Annotated in this window: 25 protein-coding genes; 19 read left to right on the plus strand and 6 right to left on the minus strand. The window is 40.5% G+C overall.

Features of this window, described 5'->3' with window-relative positions; all coding sequences use genetic code 11:
* The first annotated feature begins 34 nt into the window (after nt 1-34).
* The 3 genes from thiD to splB all read left to right on the plus strand — a co-directional run bounded on the left by thiD (nt 35) and on the right by splB (nt 2,420).
* Nucleotides 35-832 carry a bifunctional hydroxymethylpyrimidine kinase/phosphomethylpyrimidine kinase gene (gene thiD, locus BRLA_RS07195; RefSeq protein ID WP_003338144.1) on the plus strand — a complete coding sequence of 266 codons (798 nt, stop codon included), beginning with the start codon at nt 35-37 and terminating at the stop codon, nt 830-832.
* Nucleotides 833-1,030: 198 nt separating this feature from the next.
* On the plus strand, nt 1,031-1,243 hold the full coding sequence (locus BRLA_RS07200) for an SPOR domain-containing protein (protein ID WP_003338143.1): 213 nt from the start codon (nt 1,031-1,033) through the stop codon (nt 1,241-1,243).
* Nucleotides 1,244-1,310: 67 nt separating this feature from the next.
* The gene (gene splB, locus BRLA_RS07205; protein WP_003338142.1) at nt 1,311-2,420 is read left to right on the plus strand and encodes a spore photoproduct lyase; all 1,110 of its coding nucleotides are present in this window, start codon (nt 1,311-1,313) and stop codon (nt 2,418-2,420) included.
* Nucleotides 2,421-2,504: 84 nt separating this feature from the next.
* Here the strand turns inward: splB and cysK are convergent, their stop codons facing one another.
* On the minus strand, nt 2,505-3,431 hold the full coding sequence (gene cysK / locus BRLA_RS07210) for a cysteine synthase A (RefSeq protein ID WP_003338141.1): 927 nt from the start codon (nt 3,429-3,431) through the stop codon (nt 2,505-2,507).
* Nucleotides 3,432-3,611: 180 nt separating this feature from the next.
* Here cysK and BRLA_RS07215 point away from each other — a divergent pair, with 180 nt between their 5' ends.
* The 9 genes from BRLA_RS07215 to BRLA_RS24205 all read left to right on the plus strand — a co-directional run bounded on the left by BRLA_RS07215 (nt 3,612) and on the right by BRLA_RS24205 (nt 9,504).
* The gene (locus BRLA_RS07215; RefSeq protein ID WP_003338140.1) at nt 3,612-4,250 is read left to right on the plus strand and encodes a deoxynucleoside kinase; all 639 of its coding nucleotides are present in this window, start codon (nt 3,612-3,614) and stop codon (nt 4,248-4,250) included.
* Between the two features lie 10 nt (nt 4,251-4,260).
* Entirely contained in the window at nt 4,261-4,947 is a 687-nt protein-coding gene (locus BRLA_RS07220; RefSeq protein WP_003338139.1) for a deoxynucleoside kinase, read from the plus strand.
* A 238-nt stretch (nt 4,948-5,185) separates the two neighbouring features.
* A complete protein-coding gene (locus tag BRLA_RS07225) occupies nt 5,186-5,923 on the plus strand; it encodes a class I SAM-dependent methyltransferase (RefSeq protein ID WP_003338138.1) in 738 nt (245 codons plus the stop codon).
* A gap of 109 nt (nt 5,924-6,032) precedes the next feature.
* Nucleotides 6,033-6,353: a hypothetical protein gene (locus tag BRLA_RS07230; protein WP_003338137.1), complete on the plus strand. Its 321-nt coding sequence runs from the start codon at nt 6,033-6,035 to the stop codon at nt 6,351-6,353.
* Nucleotides 6,350-7,105 (plus strand): DUF3109 family protein, encoded by a 756-nt coding sequence (locus BRLA_RS07235; RefSeq protein ID WP_003338136.1) that lies wholly within the window; start codon nt 6,350-6,352, stop codon nt 7,103-7,105. The genes BRLA_RS07230 and BRLA_RS07235 overlap by 4 nt, the downstream gene beginning before the upstream one ends.
* 16 nt (nt 7,106-7,121) lie before the next feature.
* A complete protein-coding gene (locus BRLA_RS07240) occupies nt 7,122-7,643 on the plus strand; it encodes an acyl-CoA thioesterase (RefSeq protein WP_003338135.1) in 522 nt (173 codons plus the stop codon).
* Between the two features lie 219 nt (nt 7,644-7,862).
* Nucleotides 7,863-9,080, plus strand: a complete 1,218-nt coding sequence (locus tag BRLA_RS07245) for a hypothetical protein (protein ID WP_003338133.1) — start codon at nt 7,863-7,865, stop codon at nt 9,078-9,080.
* Entirely contained in the window at nt 9,058-9,258 is a 201-nt protein-coding gene (locus tag BRLA_RS07250) for a hypothetical protein (protein ID WP_003338132.1), read from the plus strand. The genes BRLA_RS07245 and BRLA_RS07250 overlap by 23 nt, the downstream gene beginning before the upstream one ends.
* An 81-nt stretch (nt 9,259-9,339) precedes the next feature.
* Nucleotides 9,340-9,504 (plus strand): hypothetical protein, encoded by a 165-nt coding sequence (locus BRLA_RS24205; protein ID WP_003338131.1) that lies wholly within the window; start codon nt 9,340-9,342, stop codon nt 9,502-9,504.
* An 83-nt stretch (nt 9,505-9,587) separates the two neighbouring features.
* Here the strand turns inward: BRLA_RS24205 and hutH are convergent, their stop codons facing one another.
* Nucleotides 9,588-11,093 (minus strand): histidine ammonia-lyase, encoded by a 1,506-nt coding sequence (gene hutH, locus BRLA_RS07255; RefSeq protein ID WP_003338130.1) that lies wholly within the window; start codon nt 11,091-11,093, stop codon nt 9,588-9,590.
* Between the two features lie 919 nt (nt 11,094-12,012).
* On the minus strand, nt 12,013-12,939 hold the full coding sequence (gene uvsE, locus BRLA_RS07260; RefSeq protein ID WP_003338128.1) for a UV DNA damage repair endonuclease UvsE: 927 nt from the start codon (nt 12,937-12,939) through the stop codon (nt 12,013-12,015).
* A gap of 129 nt (nt 12,940-13,068) precedes the next feature.
* Here uvsE and BRLA_RS07265 point away from each other — a divergent pair, with 129 nt between their 5' ends.
* Nucleotides 13,069-13,413 (plus strand): carboxymuconolactone decarboxylase family protein, encoded by a 345-nt coding sequence (locus tag BRLA_RS07265; protein WP_003338127.1) that lies wholly within the window; start codon nt 13,069-13,071, stop codon nt 13,411-13,413.
* 586 nt (nt 13,414-13,999) lie between these two features.
* The gene (locus tag BRLA_RS07270; protein ID WP_003338124.1) at nt 14,000-14,716 is read left to right on the plus strand and encodes an MBL fold metallo-hydrolase; all 717 of its coding nucleotides are present in this window, start codon (nt 14,000-14,002) and stop codon (nt 14,714-14,716) included.
* A 538-nt stretch (nt 14,717-15,254) separates the two neighbouring features.
* On the opposite strand, the gene BRLA_RS07275 is transcribed toward BRLA_RS07270, so the two are convergent.
* Complete coding sequence (locus tag BRLA_RS07275; RefSeq protein ID WP_003338123.1) at nt 15,255-16,268, minus strand: ETX/MTX2 family pore-forming toxin; 1,014 nt, start codon at nt 16,266-16,268, stop codon at nt 15,255-15,257.
* A gap of 269 nt (nt 16,269-16,537) precedes the next feature.
* Nucleotides 16,538-17,227: a tetratricopeptide repeat protein gene (locus BRLA_RS07280; protein ID WP_003338122.1), complete on the minus strand. Its 690-nt coding sequence runs from the start codon at nt 17,225-17,227 to the stop codon at nt 16,538-16,540.
* 208 nt (nt 17,228-17,435) lie between these two features.
* Here BRLA_RS07280 and BRLA_RS07285 point away from each other — a divergent pair, with 208 nt between their 5' ends.
* The 4 genes from BRLA_RS07285 to BRLA_RS07300 all read left to right on the plus strand — a co-directional run bounded on the left by BRLA_RS07285 (nt 17,436) and on the right by BRLA_RS07300 (nt 20,817).
* The gene (locus BRLA_RS07285) at nt 17,436-18,962 is read left to right on the plus strand and encodes a fumarate hydratase (RefSeq protein ID WP_003338120.1); all 1,527 of its coding nucleotides are present in this window, start codon (nt 17,436-17,438) and stop codon (nt 18,960-18,962) included.
* A gap of 356 nt (nt 18,963-19,318) precedes the next feature.
* The gene (locus tag BRLA_RS07290) at nt 19,319-19,594 is read left to right on the plus strand and encodes a LysM peptidoglycan-binding domain-containing protein (RefSeq protein WP_003338119.1); all 276 of its coding nucleotides are present in this window, start codon (nt 19,319-19,321) and stop codon (nt 19,592-19,594) included.
* Nucleotides 19,595-19,710: 116 nt separating this feature from the next.
* Nucleotides 19,711-20,508 (plus strand): carbon-nitrogen family hydrolase, encoded by a 798-nt coding sequence (locus BRLA_RS07295; RefSeq protein ID WP_003338118.1) that lies wholly within the window; start codon nt 19,711-19,713, stop codon nt 20,506-20,508.
* Between the two features lie 114 nt (nt 20,509-20,622).
* A complete protein-coding gene (locus BRLA_RS07300; protein WP_003338117.1) occupies nt 20,623-20,817 on the plus strand; it encodes a hypothetical protein in 195 nt (64 codons plus the stop codon).
* 98 nt (nt 20,818-20,915) lie between these two features.
* Here the strand turns inward: BRLA_RS07300 and yfkAB are convergent, their stop codons facing one another.
* The gene (gene yfkAB / locus BRLA_RS07305) at nt 20,916-22,031 is read right to left on the minus strand and encodes a radical SAM/CxCxxxxC motif protein YfkAB (protein WP_003338116.1); all 1,116 of its coding nucleotides are present in this window, start codon (nt 22,029-22,031) and stop codon (nt 20,916-20,918) included.
* Between the two features lie 109 nt (nt 22,032-22,140).
* Between yfkAB and BRLA_RS07310 the strand changes: the two genes are divergently transcribed.
* On the plus strand, nt 22,141-22,812 hold the full coding sequence (locus tag BRLA_RS07310) for a DUF1385 domain-containing protein (protein WP_003338115.1): 672 nt from the start codon (nt 22,141-22,143) through the stop codon (nt 22,810-22,812).
* Nucleotides 22,813-22,915: the final 103 nt, after the last annotated feature.

The raw sequence follows: 22,915 nt of genomic DNA on the forward strand, positions 1-22,915 counted from the left end.
GACAGAAGATTGATACATAGAGCGGGGGATCGGAGTGAAGAAACCATCTATAGCTATGACAATTGCAGGTTCCGATAGTGGCGGTGGAGCTGGAATACAGGCTGATCTTAAAACCTTCCATCAAAGAGGAGTTTATGGCACCAGTGCTCTTACTGCTATTACCGCTCAAAATACACAGGGTGTTCACGGTGTTCATGTAATGACCCCAGAGTTTGTTGCTGATCAAATCAGAGTCGTATTAGATGATTTGCCTGCTGATGCTGTTAAGACAGGCATGCTAGCTACTGCTCCAATTATTCAAGCGGTAGGGGAACAACTTCGCAAGCATCAGGCAACTAAATTGGTAATTGATCCGGTTATGGTGGCTAAAGGCGGTGCCAAGTTACTTCAGGATGAAGCGATTCAAGCGCTTTTGACTCAGCTTCTCCCCCAAGCTCATATGATTACTCCTAATTTACCGGAAGCTGAGGTTTTAGTAGGGAGAACGATTCAAAATGTAGCTGATATGAAGGAAGCAGCAAAATATCTCCACGAATATGGAGTAGCTCACGTAGTAATGAAAGGTGGTCATATGCTTGATCACCAACTGACTGATCTATTATTTGATGGTCAAAATTTTCATAAAGTTGAGCATGAACGAGTTAACACTCGACATACTCATGGAACAGGTTGTACATTCTCAGCATGCCTTACAGCCGAATTAGCTAAAGGAGCTGATGCTGTAACCGCTTTTCATACCGCACAGCAATTTATCGTAATGGCTATTCAAACGGCACCAAATCTTGGCTCTGGTCATGGGCCAACAAACCACTGGGTTCAGCTCCCACTCTAAGTTACCTCTTATGGAAAACCTCTCTCGTTAGCTGATCGCGATTTCACAAAATCATGTAGATAATTTTTAACGGGAGAGGTGCTTTATTAGACAGGACGCATATGATAGTAGGATAACTATTCTGTTTTTTTGCCTTTTCCTGAATAGCAATATCTATAGATGTAAGCGTTTTCGTTAATTAGGAAGGAGTAATGCTTCATGTGGGTTAAATGGGTAAGTATACACCAGTCGTATGGGTTACCGAGAGCAGCTGAGGATTATCGGCAGAGATTAAAACTGGCTCATATCCGAAGTAGAATTACGTCCAAAAAGAGCGGAGCCACCTTCATTTATAATCTTCAGGTTCCTATTGGAGAAAAAGACAGAGCATTGCAGGTGCTTCATACTATGAAAAAAGAGATGCAATTATAATACCCAATATTCCCCTTGCTACTGATGCATGTAACACGGAAATGCTAGTAGTAAGAGGAGGGATAGCATGACTACTCAGGTGCTGGAAAGACCATCCACTGCAAAGCAGGTCTTTGGAAATCAGACAGGGGGGAATGGCACAACAGGCCCAACTCGATACTTTGAGCCTGATTTGGTTTATTTTGAACCAGATGCGCTTTCCTTTCCACTTGGGAAACAATTGTATGAGAAATACCAGAAATCCGATATTCCTATTAAAATGACCACAAGCCACAATCAGGTGCGTGGAATTCCGGGGGATACGGAACTGCAACAATACCGCAATGCCAAACGTACTTTGGTGGTTGGCGTCAAAAAAACGCTTAAATTCGAACAGTCAAAGCCGTCTGCTGAATATGCGCTTCCTCTGGCGACGGGGTGTGCTGCACACTGTCATTATTGCTACCTAAATACAAATGTAGGTACAAAGCCATATGTTCGTGTCTATGTTAATACAGACGAAATTTTAGCAAAGGCCGAAGCATATATTCAGGAGCGAGTACCAGAGATAACTCGATTTGAAGCGGCTTGTACATCAGATCCGATCAATATTGAGCATCTAACAGGAAATCTAAAAAAAGCGATTGAATTTATGGGAAAGCAGCCATTAGGGCGCTTGCGATTCGTGACTAAGTTCCATCAGGTTGACTCCTTACTGGATGCAAAGCATAACAAGCATACTCGTTTTCGGTTTAGCATGAATGCAGATTATGTCATACGAAATTTTGAACCGGGAACCTCTTCCTTTGAACAGCGAATTGAGGCAGCGGGAAAGGTCTCGATGGCTGGTTATCCGCTCGGTTTTATTATTGCACCACTGTACTGGTTTGCTGGTTGGGAAGCAGGATATACAGATTTATTGGAACGTCTCAGCTCACGACTAGATGATGAAGCAAAAAAGGATATCACTTTTGAATTGATACAGCACCGATTTACGAAAATAGCTAAAGGCCTCATTCTAAAGAGATACCCAAAAACAAAATTAATCATGAATGAGGAAGAACGAAAATACAAATGGGGAAAGTATGGGAAAGGTAAGTATGTCTATCCTGATATTCAAGCCAATGCATTAAAGACACATATGCAAAAAGAGATTGCAAGGCTCTTTCCGGATGCTAAGATTGAATATTTTACCTGACCTTTTAGTAACAAAAAAGATCGTGCGGATATCGTCTCGCATGATCTTTTTGTATGTACAGTGACATGTTTATATAACCTAAATTTATGGTAGGAATGAAAATAAATTACTAGACAGATAGCGTTCTCCACTGTCTGCACAAATAGCAAGTACTTTTTTTTCGGGGCCTAATTGTTTGGCTACCTGCAAGGCTGCATAAACTGCTGCACCGGAAGAGGGTCCGACTAGGATTGCCTCTTGTGAAGCAAGCTTGCGTGTCGTTTCAATAGCTTGCTCATCGATTATATGAATGATTTCATCGTATACTTGCTGATTCAGAATGGGAGGAATAAAGCCGGGACTTGTGCCTACAATTTGATGGGGACCTGGCTTTCCACCTGCTAATACTGGTGATCCAGATGGTTCTACTACAGCTATGTGCAGATCTTTGTAATGCTGACGTAATACCTCACCGCATCCAGTAATGGTTCCGCCTGTACCTGCCGTTGCCACAAATCCATCAAGTGAGCTTCCCATCTGTTCGATTATTTCTAAAGCAGTGGTATGCCGATGAATATCTGGATTTGAGGCATTCTCGAACTGCATAGGCATAAAGCTGTTTGAAATACTAGCGGCTAATTCCGTAGCTTTGCGAATGGCACCCGGCATTTTTTCGTCGCCAGGGGTGAGAATGACCTCAGCTCCATAAGCACGTAACAGTTGAATGCGTTCACGGGTCATTGTATCTGGCATAACAATTATGCAACGGTATCCTTTAGCGGCACATGCCATTGCTAAACCGATGCCTGTATTGCCGCTGGTTGGTTCAATGATGGTAGAACCGACTAAAAGCTTGCCTGCCTTTTCTGCTTGTACAAGCATATGGTAGGCCGCTCGGTCTTTAACACTGCCGCTCGGGTTGTATTTTTCTAATTTTACAAAGACCTGTGCCATGTCTTGACTTATCAATCGTTGCAGCTGGACAATCGGAGTGTGACCGATTAAATCAGCCATGGTTTGAGCAACACGCATGTACGATTCCTCCCTGTGGCTTTATTTTCATTGTTTCTTGTTAATTACATCATAACATATCGGAATTGTGTGTATAATAATTGGCTGCCTACTTCAGTATGTTTTTCCTTTCGACAAATGATCGTTTCACATGGTAAAATGATATTCGTTTTGGTCTTACTGGGAGGGGTACAGATACGCATGAAATCCATTTTTATTACAGTGGAAGGCCCGATTGGGGTAGGGAAAACCTCTTTGTCAAAGGCGATTAGCAAGCAGTGGGGCTTGGAGCTTTTGGAAGAGATTGTGTACGAGAATCCATTTTTGGACAAGTTCTACGAGAATATTTCGGAATGGAGCTTCCAGACTGAGATGTTCTTTCTTTGCAATCGCTATAAACAATTACAAGATATAGCAAAACGGCTACATAATGGGTACTCTGTTGTGGCTGATTATAATATTTTTAAGAATACAATATTTGCTAAACGGACATTGAGTGAAGATAATTTGCCAAAGTACCAGCAAATTTATGGCATCCTGACTAGTGATATTCCTCAAGCTAATTTAGTTATTTATTTAAAAGCTTCTGTCGAAACGGCGATGCAACGGATTGCACTACGTGGTCGAGGGATGGAACAAATGATTGAACGGTCTTATATGGAGAATTTAATCTCGGATTATGAGGAATTTATGCACCAATTTCAATTGATGCATCCAACAATCCCTGTATTGACTATCGAATGTGATCAATTAGATTATGTACACCAACCAGAAGATTTGGACTATGTTATAAAGCGTGTCGCACAATTTTTACCTAACAATCTAACTAAACAGCGATAAGGAGTATATCATGTCGGTTTTTCAAACAAATGAATTGCGTGAAAAGTATCAAATTCCAAGTGATGCGGTTATTACCATTGCTGGAATGGTGGGTGTAGGCAAATCAACGTTTACGAAAGCGCTAGCTGGTTTGCTTGGATTCCGTGTTTCTTATGAAAAAGTAGACAATAATCCTTATTTGGATCGATTTTATGATGATTTATCGCGGTGGGGCTTTCATTTACAAATCTTTTTCCTTGCAGAACGCTTTAAGGAACAAAAACGTATCTTTGACTACGGTGGTGGATTTGTGCAGGACCGTTCTATTTATGAAGATACAGGCATCTTTGCTAAGATGCTGCATGATCAGGGAAATATGACAGATGAGGATTATCAGACGTATACTCAATTATTTGAAGCAATGGTGATGACACCTTATTTTCCGCATCCAGATGTGCTGATTTCTTTAGAGGGTAGCTTTGAGGATATCATTGATCGCATTCAGGAACGCGGTCGACCAATGGAACAACAAACTCCGCTTAGTTACTGGAAGGATCTGTATGCTAGGTATGACGAGTGGATTACTAATTTTACATCTTGTCCGGTATTGCGTGTTAATATCAATGAATACGACGTGATGGATGATATCAACTCTGTAGAGGTTGTATTAGCACGTTTGTCTGATAAAATTAATACAGCTCGTCATTACCGACGCTAGTTGTTCCGACGGCTTTGCTGAACAGAATAAGCAAAGCCGTCGTTTTGCTACATTGATTTAATTGACCCTGCTTTAGGCTTCGATCATCTAGGAGTAAGAGGTTACTTGCAATGGAAGAACGTAAACCTAAAGTTTTCTGTAAACCGGTAAATGTAAAATCTACGAACCGGGGTATGATATAATAACCGAAGTAGTTACAAATGTAACAGACGAAATGAGAATCAAAGGGGTAGAGAGCATGGGAGACGCTTGGTTTGAAAAAAGCTTCCGAGAAGACTATCTGCTGGTATATCAGCATCGAGACGAGGCTTCTGCGGATCAAGAAATACATAATCTATTGGAACGTTTACCTATTAAGAGTGAGGGAAGAGTTCTAGACTTATGCTGTGGAAGCGGTCGACACTCGCGAGCTATTGCCAAACGTGGTTATGAGGTAGTGGGAGTTGATTTATCTTCTGTGCTGTTAGAGCAGGCAGAGCTACTTAATGACCAAAAGCAGGTTACGTATTATCAATATGATATGAGAGATATTCCGTTTGAGTCGGAATTTGATATTGTTGTTAATTTGTTTACAAGCTTTGGATATTTCTCTGATGATCAAGAGAGTGCTAAGGTTATTAAAAATATGGCGAAAGCTTTACGCTCGGGTGGAGAAGTTGTGATTGATTACCTTAACCCAAGCTATGTAAAAGCACATCTGGTTCCAGAATCTGAACGAGAAGCAAATGGCTTATTGATTACAGAACGTCGTCGTCTTGAAGATGGTTTTGTAAAAAAAGAGATTACAATCCAAGACGTTGAAGCGAGAGAGCCGCGTATCTATCAGGAACAGGTAAGATTATTTGAATTAGAACAGATGATGGGAATGCTAGAGGACGCTGGATTTATCCAGATTCAGGTCTTTGGTGACTATGCCTTTAAACCTTACGACAAGGCAAGCTCTCCGCGTATGATTTTTCATGCGGTAAAAAAGTAAAGTCGAAAAAAGGAAACGGTTACAAATAAAAAAGGCTTTTCAAAAGAGTGCTATAGCGGGTAAGCTAACAGATAAAGTGCTACTCTCTCAGATTAATAAGGAGGTAACTATGGATATTCATAACCATGCTGCCCTAATGGAAATACTAGAAAAAGCATATGTAAATCAACAAGTGCAGATAACATATACAGACTGGGAAGGCGACGAGCAAGAAGACGAGGTAGTAACTACCTTTCGTGGGACTTTGCTAGGGGTGAGTTTGGTCGATAATGAGTTCGAGCAAAAAGATTTAGCCCTTCGCTTCTTAGAAGATGACAATGAGGTAGAGCTTTTGATGGAAATCCCAGCGGACGAACAAGATCTTGGTGTGAGTGAAGAACAACTAGTACGTATTTTCGGTACAGAGGCGGAGCTTGTTCTAGCAAAATGAGAAATGTTGAAACCTACGGATATTACGGTACGACTGAGCGGATGTCTCAGAAAGAATCGTACCATTTGCATAAATATGTAAAGAGGAAGAAAAACCGCCTTGTGCAAAAAGGGCATTTCTACATTGATGTAGATGCCCTGCAAAGGCCGTGTCACCTAGATTGCTTCAATTGTCATATTGTTCATCGCGAAACGTGTTGTGAGAATGGACAACCGTATGCTGTACAGGACTGGCAGCTTTCCATTATTGAAGCAGAAAGTCGCTCTGTTGCTGTCGCCTATCTGAACGGTCGATCACAACAAAGGGTTATGGAGCATGGTTGCTTTGAATCGGCTGAACCAGGAGTTGTACGTATGGAAAAAGGCTCCTGTCTATTCTACGGACAAGTAGATGGACAGCGCTGCTGTTTGCTGCATGCTCATGGGCTGCGCGAGCAAAAGGATGTGCATTCCATCAAACCGTTTAGCTGTCAGCTATACCCGATTGATTTAGTGATGATGGACAATGAACACATCCTAATAACTGCTTTAACGGAAGAGACAGCAGCCTTTTCACGCTGGGGACATGAATATTTGGACATATTCTACTGTGCTAACAAGGAAAAACGTAAACAAGCAACGCACATTGAAGAACACCTTTTTTCATTAGATGGATACCAGCCTGCTTATATCTGGGGCCGAGAGCTTATCGAACGCTCTTTTGGTGAGGAAGCTTATCAGGCGGTTATCGAAGCCATATATCAGTACAGCTAGAGAGGGAGAAACTGCTATGGACATGGAGTTAAAAGGAAAGACGGTCAAAGAATCACGTACGGTGAAAGCATCGCTTATCTTACCTTCAGATACCAATCATCATGGTACCATTTTTGGCGGGACAATTATGTCTTATGTTGATGAAGTGAGCGCTATTGCGGCGATGCGCCATTCTCGCAAGCCAGTTGTAACAGCTTCGATTGATTCGGTTGACTTTATCGTACCCGCAAAGCTGGGCTTCTCAGTATGTGTGGACGCGTTCGTTACTTCGACGGGGCGTACGTCCATTGAAGTCTTTGTTAAAATCATCAGCGAGAATTTGCAAACTGGGGAACGTCAATTAACCGCTACTTCGTTTGTCACTTTTGTCGCTTTAGATGAAGATGGAAAACCAACTCCTGTACCACCAATCATTCCAGAGACGGAAGAAGAAATTTATCTCTACCAGACGGCACCACAGCGAATAAAAATGCGTAGGGAACGTCGAAATGCAACTCAACAGTTTTACGATTCATTAGATATTACGAAGGATATCTAGCAACAAAGAGAAGCCTAATCCCTGAAGCGAACACTGCTAGGGATTGGGCTTTTTTTTGTATGAGACTTAAAAAATAAAATAAATACCAAAAAATACTAGGGAAAAGGGAAAAGAAGCAGAATAAGTAAAATAGCTAACGTGAAGAAATAGCACCTATGGGATGTACGCAACAAATATTCCACCCATAGGAGGTGAGTCAGCCATTGTAGGCTGAGAAAAATGGGTATCAAACAAACAATAGGTACCAATTATCATAATTCACTCATCAGACTATCTGAAAATTTCGATCCCGTTATGCATAGGTTCCGTAAAAGCTATGAGGATACTCAGAACCAAGGCTGGATGATACCACTGGTATTAAAGCTTGTCCCAGATGTTAGAAGAATGATGGAAGCCGTGAAGAATTTGGACTCGGAAGGAATTGTTAAATCGCTAAGCTCAGTAATACCGAGTGTTGGTATTATTGGAATCCCTTTTGCAGTTCCCTATTTAGGAGTGTCATCTGTAGTAGGCTTTGGAATATCAGGGCTAATTTTATTTATTTCATTAAGTAGATACCTTTGGTTAATGACGCAGCTAGACAGTACTCATTTTCATATAGGAGCGTATCGGTTTTTAAAAAGAAGAGAGTATGATCTTTTTACAGGGAGCTTTTTGTTTTCGGATTTCTCCTTTAAAGGCTTGTTATATGTTGTCAATCATTCTTTAAATGGAGAAGAAGAATTAAACAAAACGTTTGAAAGACTAAAAAACGAATTTGACAGCTTTACATTTGCTCATCAAGCAAGGTATGAGGAAAAAGAATCCCATCTTTTAAAACAAAACAATGAGCTAGAAGCAGAATTATTACGGCAAAAAGAGGTTATAAACTCGATTATTACCAAAGCAGATCAATCTCTTCATCAGCTATATGATGAACTAAGCGAGGCAAACTTATCCTCTGAATACATGGCGGATTTACTTGACCGGCTAATCACTATTTTATACCGATATCGGAATGGGCGGTTTTCCGTTTCTGACTTGAAATTAATTGCAGACTTTACGATTTATAAGGTAGAAGGAGGACACCTAATAAAAATTGCTGATGAGGGCACAAGTGGTCATAGCCTAGGGGTGATCAGCATGGACTCCAAGGAACATGCTACGTGGGCGGCTGTGCAGGTTGTTACAACCAAATCTATTGACCCTCTTTTCAATGAACCTCGGAAAAACTATTATATTGCTTCTTATCTGATGAGAATGGGGAATAATGAGCTGTGGGTGTATAATCTTCATTTTCATCGAGACCGGAACAAAAAAGCGGTAGACTTGACAATTCATGATATAATTGATAATAAATTACTGTTCAGATTGATACATGTTCTCTGTCTTTTACTGCAAAGCACTGGATTTCCTAAGAAGGAGGAGAGCTCAGATGACCACCTCTTATCAAGATGACACAGACCTACGAAGAATCGTATCCTTAACCCAAAATGAAATCAATCAAAAACGACAAAAGACTGCTAAAGATATCATTCAGGGCTTTAATCTTATGGCATCCCGTGTTGTAGAAGAAAATAATATACAAATTGCCGCGACACTTAGTGGATCAAAGCATACAGATAGAAAGTCCTAAGCGATAGGGCTTTTTTATTTTGGTCTTGTAACGTTTACATTTTGTTGGTTCTCCATATACTGATAAAAAGGAGGAGAAGGGATGAAGGCTGGTCCTAAGCAAAATGTTTTTGTTCTGAAATGCTACCCCCAAAGAATTCCGAATGAATCCATGAAACAAATTATTAAAAATCGCACAGAAAATGCAAATCGAATCCTTGCTCATTGGAATCAATATACAGAGCGAATTCGTTTTCTTATGAAGTAAGATACAGCTATAACGATAAATGCAGGAAGGCACAGAGGATGTTCTTGACATCTGTGCCTTTTTTGAGTGCGTTATTTTACAATTTAGTTGGTAGATAGGATATCTTCTTGGAGGATTTGTTCTGCTAAAGCTAAATCTACATGCAGTTCTCTATCCTCCTCAAGCTTTGGTATTATACGACGCAGACGCTGATAGGCTTTTGATGTTCCTTCTCCCAGTTTTCCAGTTGAGAATTCAATTGCTTGGCCAGCACAAATATATTCAATAGCTAAAACTTTACGTACATTGGCTAAAACGGTACGAAGCTTACGCGCTGCGGTCGTTCCCATACTTACATGATCCTCCTGATTGGCAGAGGACGGGATAGAATCAACAGAAGCAGGGTGACATAGTACCTTGTTCTCAGAAACGATCGAAGCAGCTACATATTGGGCGATCATAAATCCAGAATGTAAGCCGCCATTAGGTGTTAGAAAAGCTGGTAGGTTACTGAGCTGAGGGTTAACGAGACGCTCTGTCCGGCGTTCCGAAATATTAGCTAACTCAGACATAGCAATTGCTAAAAAATCGGCTACCAACGCCATCGGTTGACCATGGAAATTACCGCCTGAAATGACATCTCCCGTTTCAGAAAATAAGATTGGATTATCTGTGACACTGTTGCATTCACGTGTTACTGTTTGCCAAACATACTCCAGTGTATCACGAGTAGCCCCATGTACTTGCGGGATACAACGCAGACTGTAGGCATCCTGTACCCGAATTTCTCCTTGTTCGGTTGTGCGTTCACTATTTGCTAGATGTTGTAACATCCGTCGCGCAGACTCTTGCTGACCTGGATGAGGCCGTACAGCATGCAATTGAGCATCGTATGCTTTGGGAATTCCGTGAAGTGCTTCCACTGTTAACGAAGCAATAACTTCAGCATTTTCCATAAGAGAACGCGCATCATAAAGAGCAAGACATAAGAGAGCGGTCATTGCCTGTGTCCCATTTATTAATGCTAATCCCTCTTTGGCTCCTAGACGAACGGGAGTCAGATTAGCTTTTTGCAAGGCATCCTTTCCTGACATCCGTTTTCCTTGATATTCGGCTTCTCCCTTACCCAGCATCACCAATACCATGTGTGCTAAGGGAGCCAAATCACCACTAGCCCCTAAAGAGCCCTGCTGAGGAATAATGGGATGAACACCACGATTGCACATCTCTACTAACAATTGAAGGGTCTTTAAATGAATGCCTGAAAAACCTTGGGATAAAGCATTGATTCTAAGGATCATCATGGCACGAACCACCTCGGTAGGATAAGGCTCTCCCATTCCGCAAGCATGGCTCATAATTAAATTTTCCTGTAAATGGCTAACATCTTCCTGTGAGATCATGACGTCTGAAAATTTACCAAACCCTGTAGTGATTCCATATACGACTTTTTCTTCACGGATTATTTCTTCTACCATTTCACGAGAGTGGAGTACTTTGGCCACAGCATTAGAAGAAAGAGAAATAGGATGATGCTTACGAGCTACCATAACAACCTGTTCAATTGAAAGAGAAGTACCGTCTAATGCTAGTGCGTGTTGAATGGACATGATAAATTTCCTCCTTTAGCAGAGCAGAGAGCGAAAATAAAAGGGGCTAGGAACGAATTCCTAACCCCTTGTTACCCTGATATATAGTTGACATGTCACATTTATATTGGCATGTTACCCTCATTCGCTATTCCTCGCTTTTCGTAATATCGTTATTATGTCAAATGGATAGCTTGAGTGTCAATAAGAGTGTTTGTATAAATAGGTTTGGGCGCGGGTCTTCACCCAAATTGGGCATTGGTCAGGGGTGCATATACTGGTTATTTATCATACCATGCTATATGTCATGTAATAATGAAAGGATGGGGTTAATCGAATGGAAAGTAGTAGCATATATATGCCTGCCAGGGAAAAATATCCGCCTAAGGAAATGATGCCAGTAAGGCCAGCACCAAAAAAGGAGTATCCCAGAAGGCCTACAAGGCCTATGAAACCAATGCGACCAATGCCCAGGCCGCCTAGACAAAGACCTACTGCCCCCATGGTACAGCCCAAAATAGAGATCTATATCTTTAAGTATCATTTCCATTATGAAAAAATGATGGGTTATGAGGATAAGTGCATGCGACATAGAAGATCTCCTAGGCACTACCACAAATATTATCAAATGTATAAGCATCACAAGAAAAAAATGAATTATTACTACCAAAAATGTTATGCCTGCAACTATCACCCAAGTGATTCATGTAGCTCGCATTCTGCCTCTCATTCTTTCTCCGAATCCAGTTGTTCAGCTTCTAGTCCTTCCCATTATGTAGAGCCTTACAAAGATGACGGATGTAAGTGCGGAGGTAAATGTGGCGGCGCATGCAGCGGTAAGTGTGGTCGGTGGCAAAAATAGTCGCTAACAAGCATTAACGTTTCATACTAGTTAGGTCCCACTATCCCTGTGATTGTGGGCTTATTTTTGTACATAGGTTTATAGATAAATGGATTCTTGAGTCTGATTATTGGCTAGCATTTCATTACGCAGTTTCAAAAGAGCTTCATCCTTATTTTTACATTCAAGCATAATATCCACATTATAGTTCTCTAATAGAGGGAGATATGACATAAAGTCCTCATACAAAATATCATCTGCGTGACTGCGATACTCTTTATCAGATTTAGGTGTAGAAAAGTGCATTTTAACGGTCCGAGTTCCCCAAGTTTTGATGATACGCGGTAAGTATTCAGCTAAATCCTCTCCATTATGAAGACAGCGATGATGATGGATATCGAGTACCATAGGTATCTTAATACGCTCACATAAATGTAAGACTTCGCGCATAGTAAAAGAGGTATCGTCATTTTCTACGACGAGGCGCTTTTTTATTTTCTCCGGTAGCTGTAAAAAATTCTCCTCAAACCGATTAAGTGAGCTTTCTTTATCATCATAAACGCCCCCTACATGCGTGACTAACACTGAGTTTTCATCGAGGCCCATTAAATCAAAGACAGAGGCATGATAATAAAAATCCTTAATGGTGCTCTCCAGAACTTTTTTAGACGGTGTATTTAAAATGCTGTAATGACCTGGATGGGCGCTCATTCGTATGCCATGCGCACGAATATATTCTCCTACCTTATTAAAATCCCAAGTAAATTCCTTTGCCCAATCCCATTGCTCTGCGACAGAATGTGTAGCAAAAGGCACAAATTCAGAAGGTAATCGGTATAGAAATATGCCATGCTCCACGTTGTATTTCAACAGATCTAAGAGATTAAAAAAATTAGTTTGCATGATTTTTCGTAGTTTTTTTAACTGGTCAGGAGGAGAAAGCTTAGCTAGTTGTCCCAATGTAGTTTTTTTATTTGGATTGTTCTTGGTTGCCATACTGATGCAGGCATAGCCCAGACGGATCAATCATGCTCATTCCTTTCTCCTAATGGTTGGTTAGGAGTAGTATTACCCGATTCATGAAAAAAAGAATACATGAATGTAAGAAGAAGGTGGAAACATAAGCATGATCTGGATGATAGAGGAGGCGTTAACATGGCAGAACATTTATTAGCAGAACAATATCGGGATGGCCTACAGACATTTGGACAAATGATGCCAAATGTATTGCAAGCCTACAATCAATTTACGAGCGCTTGTTTTGCTTCCGGTGCGATGGATAGCAAACAGAAGCACTTAATGGCCCTTGGAATTTCTTTATATGCAGGTAATGAGCACTGTATTGTCTATCATATGGAGGCTGCCTTAGCTGAGGGTGCTAGCCAGCAGGAGATTGCAGAAACAGTAGGCGTCTCTGGAGCGTATGGAGGCGGAACAACTTTTTCGCATGGTGTTATTTTAGTTACCGAGGTTATGAAAGCAAAAAATCAAATTCAATAAAAGAATATGATAAAAAAGATGGTAGCCAGAGAATGGCTCAACCATCTTTTTTACAGTTAGCTCGGGGCAATATGTAATGCATTTTTGACTACATTAAACGCAAGTGTTAGCAAGAGTAGGAGCAACTTTCTCCATTTTTTTAGCTTGGATTTTCATAAGGAAGTACCTCCTTTCTGTTGTCAATTCGATTAATAAGGCAGTTTATGAAAATGAACTAGTCTTACATTAAACGCAAGTGTTAGCAAGGGTAGGAGCGACTTTCTCCATTTTTTTAGCCTGAATTTTCATAAGTAGTACCTCCTTTATGTTTTGTTTTTGTAAGACATGCTCAGTATAAAGTATATTCTGAATATTTACAATATTTTTTTGATAAACTATTTTTATAAATATTGAAATAACCATTATTAATTTCTGACAACATTTTTACAGATGTCCGGAATTTGGAAGAAAAACGATTGTAATCATGCTTTTTCGCAATCTTTTCGTGAAAAATGTTGTATAATAGGAATATAAGAAGGAAATAACGGAGGATATCGTATTTACGATAGATGTTACATAACGGTTCACGGAGAGGAGAGATGGGAATTTGACCAATGTCACCTGCCAAATTGCTCCTGGTGTTTGGACGATTATCACTTATGAAGACTCATGGAAAAGTTACATCAATAATTATGTAGTGGAACGAAATGGACGGTTTTATTTAATTGATACAAATCTTAAAAAGCATCGTTCGTATTTTCAGCAAGCACTTGAGGATATTGGTGCCACTTCAGATAAAGTGGAAGATGTGCTATGTACCCATCGTTTGCCTGATCATATTGGAAATGTGGAGTTGTTTGCCACCAGCCAAAATTGGATTCACCTGCATGATTTTTTTGAACTAGATGATTTTTCGCAAACGTTATTCGGTCATTCCTTTACGGGAGAAAAAGGGCAGATTGGGCTGTTTTCATTTGTGAACTTACCAACTTATACAGAGGGCTCAGTAGCTTTTTTTGATTCCGAAACAAATATTTGTTTTATTGGCGATCACCTTCATTTTTTTGGTATGGACATTGAGCAGGTGATCGGTTATCAGGAGAAATGTCGAAAAGAGCTTATTTTTTATTTCGTGGCCTGGTTACAACGTTGTCCTGATATCGATCAGGTTATGGGATTTCTAGAAGCAACCAAGTCATTACTACAGTGGCCCATTGAAATACTGGCGACAGGGCATGGTCCAATTCTACAAGGTAATATTCCGCAATTCCTCCAGGAAATCGTGGAGATATTGTCTCAATACACGGAGCAGCGCTTGGCTTGAATACATGAAGAGATGACCTAGTAACAAAGAAAGCTCTTAGCTATAGGGCTGTAAAAATAATAGATGACGAATGCATAGTAGGAAAACAAAAAACTTGTCCACAGTCTGACCCGATTCTTCAAGTGAATCGGGTTTTATAGGCTGAGAAAATGACGCAAATGGGCATTTTTTCGTGTTTGAAGTTTCAGTCGTTGCCAAGTACTTTTATTTTGACGAGGAAAGGGAGAAAGACTAATAAGCAAATTAGGAGGGGCTGAAAGCGAGGCTACTGGCCATTTAAAGAGCAGAAGATTGAATGACCGGCGATCCCGGATGAACTGCCCCGAACCATGCTTAGCGTATGATAAAACGCGCTTAGCAGGTCATGATTGGGCTTAGCGTATATTTTCGTTAAAATGCTGGCAGACCCCCATTCATTTAACAAAATAAAAACCAATTATATCAAGTAAGGCTCATGATACAACTGGTTTTTTATATATTAACATTTTCTTACATTATATCTAAAGATAATTTATACTCAATGAAGAGGCGGGTTTTACTAGAATACTTGCACTAATCTATAAGCATTATTTGTAACATCATATACACTCACTTGTAATTTACTTCCAAAAATACCCTCTATTTTTGCTTTACCATTAAGTGTTAAATTCTTATTATTATCAAAGGAGATTCCAGTAATTTGATTTCGTTGATCATTCGTTAAATCTTTTAACATGTCTGCTGTCGCATAGGTGAAGGAGTACTCTTTATCCAGTCGAGGGAATCCAGGGCCAACATATGATGCATTTACTCTTAATTTTGAATTTACATTGGTTGCTTTACCAGTGAAGTCTATATCTCCAGTGAAGCTTTTCTTGTATAGATTTACTACCACCTTATAGGTTTTACCTGCTGGTACCTTGATGTTTTGAGGAGATGCTGTAAGCGTCTTCGTATCTGTAGTTGTGTTCGTTGTACTCGTAGCGGAATTGAATTCTGCACTCAGTTTTATTCCATCTTTTAATAAAATAGGAATTTTGAAAATAGTATCTCCACTACCTCCGATTTTAAATCCATTTGTAACAGTAGAACTTACAGTGTCTGTAACTGCATGAGAATAGGATGCTGTCGTAAATGTTTGATCCTGATCGGTTGTATTTTCAAATTCGTTTTCACCTATATATTCTGGTTGTAAGTCATTATATGTTACGTTATTTATATCAGAGGCGTTCAGATTTAAGGACATGGTAGTCTTTTTTTCTTTTAATTGGTTTACATAATAGTAAGTCGAGATTTCTTTCCCCCGAAAGTTATTTTGATAATAAAAATCAGAAATTTTGTTCATCTGCTCGTCAACGTTAGTAACATTGGAAGAGTAGGCAGATTTGACAGAGGATTTATGAGCATTTCCTAATAAATCATTTCTTATCATATTGCTTTTTTCTTCCGCTATTTTCTTATCGTCAGTATTTTGTTCTGTGTTGCTGACTGCATAAGATGTTACTGGATAGACAGCGAGCTGGGATAAGACGGCTGAAATTGTAAGACATTTGCTTATTCTTTTTAGTTTCATACAATTCACTCCTCTTAACATTGATTTCGAAGAGACAATCGGAATGTACCCGATTCTTTCTTCTTTTCACTTGCAAATTCATTATACAAAAAATAGAAGATTATGTTGTGAAATTATTCACATTTAATACCAAATTTTTTTAATAAATATCTTTAAAAATCCTATCGGAGAAGGGGCATTGGCCAATTTTTTCCTTAGCAAAAAAATATAAAAAAACTTGTGAGCTGAAGGGAAATGGCTCCTAGCCCACAAGTAAAACCCTCACTGGATCATCCTGCATGAGAAGCCGCTTTTGTCCATTCTTGTAGACGCAAGTCAAGTTCTTCTTTACGGAGATACAGTGTTTGAGAATATGCGTAGTTCCTGATTTTTTCAATATGCTCGACTGCATGTGTATAACGTCCTGCTGCGGCTTCTATTTCAGCTAAACAAAAATAATGCAAAGCAGGGCGGATTCGTCTTCGCTGTAATAATGATAAGGCGTGCTTAGCACCTGGAAGGTCCCCCATTCGAGCTTGACAGCAAATAATGACGCCCAGAGCACAGTGCATGCGCGGATCTCTCTTATATAGATGTATGCCAATTTGCAGAGCATCCCGATATCGTCCCCGATAATAGCAGGCAACAGCCAAATTGTAAAAAAGATGCTGTAAGAGAGCACGATGAAATAATGTGGGTGATTCTTTACACAAGATAATAGCCTGCGTAATATATGATTCAGCTGCATCGTACTTCCCTTGCAGTAGCTGTTGACTTGATTTGTCGAGTAGCGCTACTGAGCGCTTTTTGTTTTTAAGATAAGAAGCCTCTAGGATCATTTGCATACGCTCGGGGTTTCGCTTGCATAACAACGTTCTGTAATAGTAGCGAAAAGGCCACTGCAAACGGAGTAAGCCAACGAATAAAACTACTGCCAATCCGGTCAGTGTAGCAGGCAACGTCATCTGAAAATAATGCATATGAACCCTACTCCTCTTTCGTTTTTTCCGTCAAAAAAGTATCTTCATGATATCACAGCTAAGATGACAGGTATAGGGAGGGCTGTATCTGAGTCGGCTGAGAAAAAACGCACAATTGGAAGTGTCGCACCTATTTTTTTGCTATGCTATAATTATGATCGTTGTGTAGAGTATTTATTCTTTTTTGAAAAGAGAGGCGACTTCCATCATGGATAAGTTCAAAGATAGCATGTTGCAGTTGATTGTGGAGACCTCCACTAACTTGCCGCCAGATGTTCGTCATGCCATTAACGCTGCGAAAAAAAGAGAGGATGCTGGCACGCGTGCTGCTTTATCGCTCACTACCATTGCGCAAAACATTAAGATGGCTGAAGAAAATGTTTCCCCAATTTGTCAGGATACAGGAATGCCTACATTTGAAATTAAGACACCGGTAGGAGTTAATCAGATCGCGATGAAGAAAGCGATTCTGGAAGCGATTGCAGAAGCGACACGTACTGGTAAATTACGTACGAACTCTGTAGACTCGTTAACAGGTGCCAACTCTGGAGATAATATTGGACCTGGTACACCTGTTGTTCATTTTGAACAATGGGAAGAGGATTACGCCGAAGTGAAGTTAATTCTTAAAGGTGGCGGCTGTGAAAATAAAAACATACAATATTCTCTTCCCTGTGAGCTTCCCCACTTAGGAAAAGCTGGTCGTGACCTAGATGGCATCCGCAAATGTATCCTGCATGCTGTCTATCAGGCACAAGGTCAAGGCTGTAGCGCTGGCTTTATCGGGGTAGGTATTGGCGGAGATCGTACAAGTGGCTACTCACTTGCCAAACATCAATTGTTCCGCAGCGCAGATGATTCCAATCCGATTCCTGCGTTAGCTGAATTGGAAGACTATATTATGCAAACGGCAAATGAATTGGGGATCGGAACCATGGGTTTCGGCGGAAATACAACCCTACTTGGCTGTAAAATTGGTGTAGAAAATCGCTTGCCAGCTAGCTTTTTCGTCTCTGTAGCTTATAACTGCTGGGCATTCCGACGTCAAGGGGTGCATATTAACCCAGAAACTGGAGAAATCATCCGTTATTTATACACAGAAGAAAATCATGTGGAAATGGACATGACTTCCGCAAGCGAGGAACAAACAGAGCGTCGTGAGGTTGTATTGGAGGCACCAATAACAGAAGAACAGATTCGCAGTCTTAAAGTGGGTGATGTGGTCACTATTAATGGTATGATGCATACCGGCCGCGATGCCTTGCATAAATACTTAATCGATCATGATTGTCCAATTGACCTAAATGGTGGCATTATCTATCACTGTGGTCCAGTTATGCTAAAAGATGAAGAAGGGAACTATCATGTCAAAGCAGCAGGGCCTACCACTAGTATTCGTGAGGAGCCATATCAAGGCGACATCATGAAAAAATTCGGAATTCGAGCGGTAATGGGAAAAGGTGGTATGGGTCCTAAAACATTGAAAGCCTTACAAGAGCATGGTGGCGTATACTTAAATGCCATTGGTGGAGCTGCGCAATACTACGCGGATTGTATCGAGCAGGTAGAAGGCGTGGACTACTTGGAATTTGGTATTCCAGAAGCAATGTGGCATTTACGTGTTAAAGGCTTTGCCGCTATAGTCACAATGGATTCACACGGCAACAGCCTTCATGCTGATGTAGATAAGGATTCTGCTGAGAAGCTCGCGAAGTATGCAGATCCCGTTTTTTAATAAGAAAAAATTAGTATTCTAAATCAACATGTAGTATTTGAGCGCATAGAAAAGGAAAAGACCTTGCAACGCTACCAGTAGCGAACGCAAGGTCTTTTTGTGCATCGATTTAGAAGACAAGTAAGGACAGGGTCAGCAACAGAAGAAAAGGAGAGGATGCCCGTTCCGAGAGAGGTACAAAAGAGGAGTAAGGGTTGCGATACAATGAAGAAATAAAGGAGCTTTTACCTTCCATTACTTGTCAGGTCATAGGTTGATGCCTACCTTTTAAAAAATGGGTATTCGTTTATCTCCTCTCAACCAAAACGGGCATACGGTACTAATAGAAGATAACTTTCTTTAGGGAGCTGGTACGTATGAATTATACTGTTCAACGCGGGGATACACTATATGCTATTGCTCAACGCTTTGGAGTGCCTATCGATGTACTTATTCGTGTGAATCGTCTATTTCCCCCATATGAGCTGTACGTCGGTCAAACTCTTTTCATTCCTAATCAAGGGCCTCCATTACCTAATGTGGGTGAGGAACGCAGAATCGAACGTTTAGAGCGTGAGGTACGGAGACTAAATGAAAGGTATAGAGATTTAAATCGTCGGGTCAGAGCTTTAGAACAACATCGCCGTACTTAGTAACTACTAGTATGCTATGCATGGAAGGGAGGAGCTGTATCCGCTCCTCTTTCTTTTTTGACAAAATTCCACTACTATAATGGTGATAAAGATGCGGGGGATGGGAGGAATACGTAATGAGTAACAAGTGGAGAATAGCTTTAATCCAAATGGATGTCGTGCTAGGAAATCCAGAGGCAAACAGAGAAAAGGTAAAGAAAATGACCGAAAATTTACGCGAATCAGGCAAAGGGATTGATGCATTATTGCTACCCGAATTATGGGATATTGCCTATGATTTGGAGCGTCTGGACGAGATTGCGGATGAGCAAGGGAAGAATGCCCAGATGTTTTTAAAGGAACTTGCTCGATCACTACATAGCTATGTATATGGTGGCTCTATTGCTGAACATAAGGAAGATGGGGTCTATAATACCTCCTATGTGTTTGATAAGCAGGGAAATTTGGTTGGCTCTTATTCAAAAGCCCATTTATTCAAGCTAATGAATGAACACCAGTTCCTGCAATCAGGTGATCAACTGGGCTTGTATCAAATGGACGATCAGAAGGTGGGAGCGGTTATTTGCTATGATATTCGTTTCCCGGAATGGATTCGTCTCTATGCAGTTAAGGGAGCAAAGGTCTTGTTCGTATGTGCTCAGTGGCCAAACCCGAGACTGGCTCATTGGCGCGCCCTATTGATTGCCCGAGCGATTGAAAATCAAATGTATGTCGTTGCTTGCAATCGAGTAGGAAGCGATTCTGCGAGTAGCTTCTTCGGTCACTCTATGGTGATTGATCCATGGGGAGAAGTGATTGCTGAAGCTGGTGAAGAAGAAATGATTCTAACTGCTGAGATCGATTTGGATATTGTCGATCAGGTTCGTTCTAAGATTCCGGTATTTACTGATCGCCGTCCTGATATTTACAACTAAGAAGGCATGGTTGATTGTAGCTTGGAGAAAATGGTCGGTATCTATGCTTCTGCCTACAGCGTTTGCCCCTTTTTTACATAGCCTATAGTAAGGAATGTTAGGAGGTGGGGAACAATGGCTGGACTTAATAGCAAAGGGATGATGCACCATTTTTTAGGGATTCGTACAAAAGTTGTTCAAATCCGAGAGTTAGTGGAGACAGTGGACACCTTATTTACTTCATTCGATCGAATGGGTGAATTAGGGAAAGCTGTTAACCCTTTTAAGGCTAAAAAAACAAAAGAGAACATTCCACACGATATGGATTAATATGGGAAATGCACGCTGAAAAGGTTGCCTTGAGAAGGGCAACCTTTCAACGTGTTGGAAGATCATTTTATTTTCGCCGTACATATTGAGAATGATTTTTATATAAGTGCCTTACGTTCTTTAAAATCAGTATTCAGGTAATAGCTATGATATACGAGCAGATTTGGGCCTGCACATTCTGCATTTGGGCAAAAACAATTAATGGATTGATTGAGAGAGTGACTTTGCCAACGAGCGAACATAGTCTCTAGGGTATCTGTTTGAATATTTCCTAGAATGCCTACATCCCCAAAGTCAGTTACGGTTACATCTCCGGTAAATATGTTGATATTTAAGCGACAGCGTCCATCAGGGTCGTTACGTACAGTAACATTCTTGGATTGACGCAGACGCAGAATAAGCTCCTGATCATCAGGGTCTTGGCTACATGCGAAAAATGGCAGGGTACCGAACAGCATCCACATCTCTTCATCGCGTACATCTAAAAGGGTGTGAATAGATTCACGTAATTGAGGCAAGCTCAGCACTGGTAAATTTTTGGCGAAATCGCTTTGATACATAGGGTGCACCTCGTGACGAACACAACCCATTTCTTTAATTAGTTGATGAATCTTCGGGAGCTTTTGCCACGTCCGAGTATTCAGCATGCTTTCGGCAGAGACGATTACACCTGCGTGTGCTAATTTTTTTGCATTGTCCATTGTCAATTGGTACAGTTTCTCTGCTTGGGTGAGTGAAACCTTTTGCGGACTATTTACGTATACCACTTCATGAAAATCCTCAGGCTTACTATAGTTCCACGACATATGCATGACATCAATGTAGGGCAAAACAGCCTCGTAACGAGAAAATGGCAGAGATAAGTTGGAGTTAATCTGTGTGCGCAAGCCCCGATCTGTCGCATACTGTAAAATTGGTGCAATTACATTATTTACTGTCCGTATACTGTACATCGGTTCCCCACCCGTAATGCTAAGGGTTAATAAATCCTTGGCTTCCTCTAGACGTTGTAGGATAAGTTCTATTGGCAAGTGTGGATCGTCTTTTATCCGTAATGTTTCACCAACAGCGCAATGTTCACAGCGCAGATTGCATAGATTGGTCACAGTAAACTCGATACTGGTCAATTTGTAGGAAGGTGGTGTAGCATTATATAAAGGCTCCCATGGGTCCTTTTGAGGTGTAATGGGTGTAGTTGGAACAAAGCGTTTCAATGGTGAAACCTCCTTAGTAGAAACATAACGTGGCCTCAATAGCTTAGATGAGGCTATATGAACAAACACCATTATAACCATAAATGGAGAGGGTGAGAATACCAACACCATGATTGCAGGCATTTCATTTGGCAACGGAGTCTTTTATCACAACAAAAATGTCATTGCATGTGCCGAGGTAAAGAACGGTGTCATCCACACATGGGCCGAGAAAATGGGGATGAGAACGCTATGTAAAATGTGGTGGCGGATTGTCAGCTCATTGCCTTGGTACTATCATATCCTACATTTGTTGATGCTTTTGTATGTTTTTTTTCCGGTTTTAGGAGAATTTGATCCATTGTGGTTGGTAGTTTATGGAGCAGGCTTTCATTTTATTTTTCCAAAACGATTAAAACAGTTTCATGGAGCTGAGCATAAGGTTTTTAGCTACTATGGGGAAGTTAAACCAGAGAATTGGGAAACAATACAGCAGGCTTCCATTATCAATCGAGGCTGTTCAACGAATATGGTTACTTTTTTCTTTGCTTTTTTTCTTCCAACCATTTGTTTTTTCCAACTGTGGATAGCTATTGTGATTGGACTTGTTGGAATAGGAATATGTAATCTATTATCCAAATATGCACCAAGACTAATTGAGCCATTGTATCGTGTATCGGGCTTCTTGCAATATTATCTTACAACAAAGGAACCGGAGCGCATACATATGGATACAGCGATTCGGTCTTATGCGTTGTTTATTTATTTTCGGAATATGGAAGAGGCAAACGATTCATTATAGGACTTTGGTTGGTATCTATCTTATGAATAAAGTATGATAGATTCCCATTTTTTTGTCTGGTAATATTTCTTTCAGACACATTATTTGTGAAAGAAATATGAAA

Source organism: Brevibacillus laterosporus LMG 15441, assembly GCF_000219535.2.
Taxonomy (GTDB): Bacteria; Bacillota; Bacilli; order Brevibacillales; family Brevibacillaceae; genus Brevibacillus_B; species Brevibacillus_B halotolerans.

Coding starts and splice junctions, on each gene's coding strand:
- BRLA_RS07285 (WP_003338120.1), top strand. CDS start 17,436: ATGGATAAGTTCAAAGATAGCATGTTGCAGTTGATTGTGGAGACCTCC.
- BRLA_RS07300 (WP_003338117.1), top strand. CDS start 20,623: ATGGCTGGACTTAATAGCAAAGGGATGATGCACCATTTTTTAGGGATT.
- BRLA_RS07250 (WP_003338132.1), top strand. CDS start 9,058: ATGACCACCTCTTATCAAGATGACACAGACCTACGAAGAATCGTATCC.
- BRLA_RS07235 (WP_003338136.1), top strand. CDS start 6,350: ATGAGAAATGTTGAAACCTACGGATATTACGGTACGACTGAGCGGATG.
- BRLA_RS24205 (WP_003338131.1), top strand. CDS start 9,340: ATGAAGGCTGGTCCTAAGCAAAATGTTTTTGTTCTGAAATGCTACCCC.
- BRLA_RS07280 (WP_003338122.1), bottom strand. CDS start 17,227: ATGCATTATTTTCAGATGACGTTGCCTGCTACACTGACCGGATTGGCA.
- splB (WP_003338142.1), top strand. CDS start 1,311: ATGACTACTCAGGTGCTGGAAAGACCATCCACTGCAAAGCAGGTCTTT.
- BRLA_RS07310 (WP_003338115.1), top strand. CDS start 22,141: ATGATTGCAGGCATTTCATTTGGCAACGGAGTCTTTTATCACAACAAA.
- BRLA_RS07200 (WP_003338143.1), top strand. CDS start 1,031: ATGTGGGTTAAATGGGTAAGTATACACCAGTCGTATGGGTTACCGAGA.
- BRLA_RS07230 (WP_003338137.1), top strand. CDS start 6,033: ATGGATATTCATAACCATGCTGCCCTAATGGAAATACTAGAAAAAGCA.
- BRLA_RS07240 (WP_003338135.1), top strand. CDS start 7,122: ATGGACATGGAGTTAAAAGGAAAGACGGTCAAAGAATCACGTACGGTG.
- BRLA_RS07225 (WP_003338138.1), top strand. CDS start 5,186: ATGGGAGACGCTTGGTTTGAAAAAAGCTTCCGAGAAGACTATCTGCTG.
- BRLA_RS07275 (WP_003338123.1), bottom strand. CDS start 16,268: ATGAAACTAAAAAGAATAAGCAAATGTCTTACAATTTCAGCCGTCTTA.
- BRLA_RS07245 (WP_003338133.1), top strand. CDS start 7,863: ATGGGTATCAAACAAACAATAGGTACCAATTATCATAATTCACTCATC.
- BRLA_RS07215 (WP_003338140.1), top strand. CDS start 3,612: ATGAAATCCATTTTTATTACAGTGGAAGGCCCGATTGGGGTAGGGAAA.
- BRLA_RS07265 (WP_003338127.1), top strand. CDS start 13,069: ATGGCAGAACATTTATTAGCAGAACAATATCGGGATGGCCTACAGACA.
- BRLA_RS07290 (WP_003338119.1), top strand. CDS start 19,319: ATGAATTATACTGTTCAACGCGGGGATACACTATATGCTATTGCTCAA.
- BRLA_RS07295 (WP_003338118.1), top strand. CDS start 19,711: ATGAGTAACAAGTGGAGAATAGCTTTAATCCAAATGGATGTCGTGCTA.
- BRLA_RS07220 (WP_003338139.1), top strand. CDS start 4,261: ATGTCGGTTTTTCAAACAAATGAATTGCGTGAAAAGTATCAAATTCCA.
- hutH (WP_003338130.1), bottom strand. CDS start 11,093: ATGTCCATTCAACACGCACTAGCATTAGACGGTACTTCTCTTTCAATT.
- cysK (WP_003338141.1), bottom strand. CDS start 3,431: ATGCGTGTTGCTCAAACCATGGCTGATTTAATCGGTCACACTCCGATT.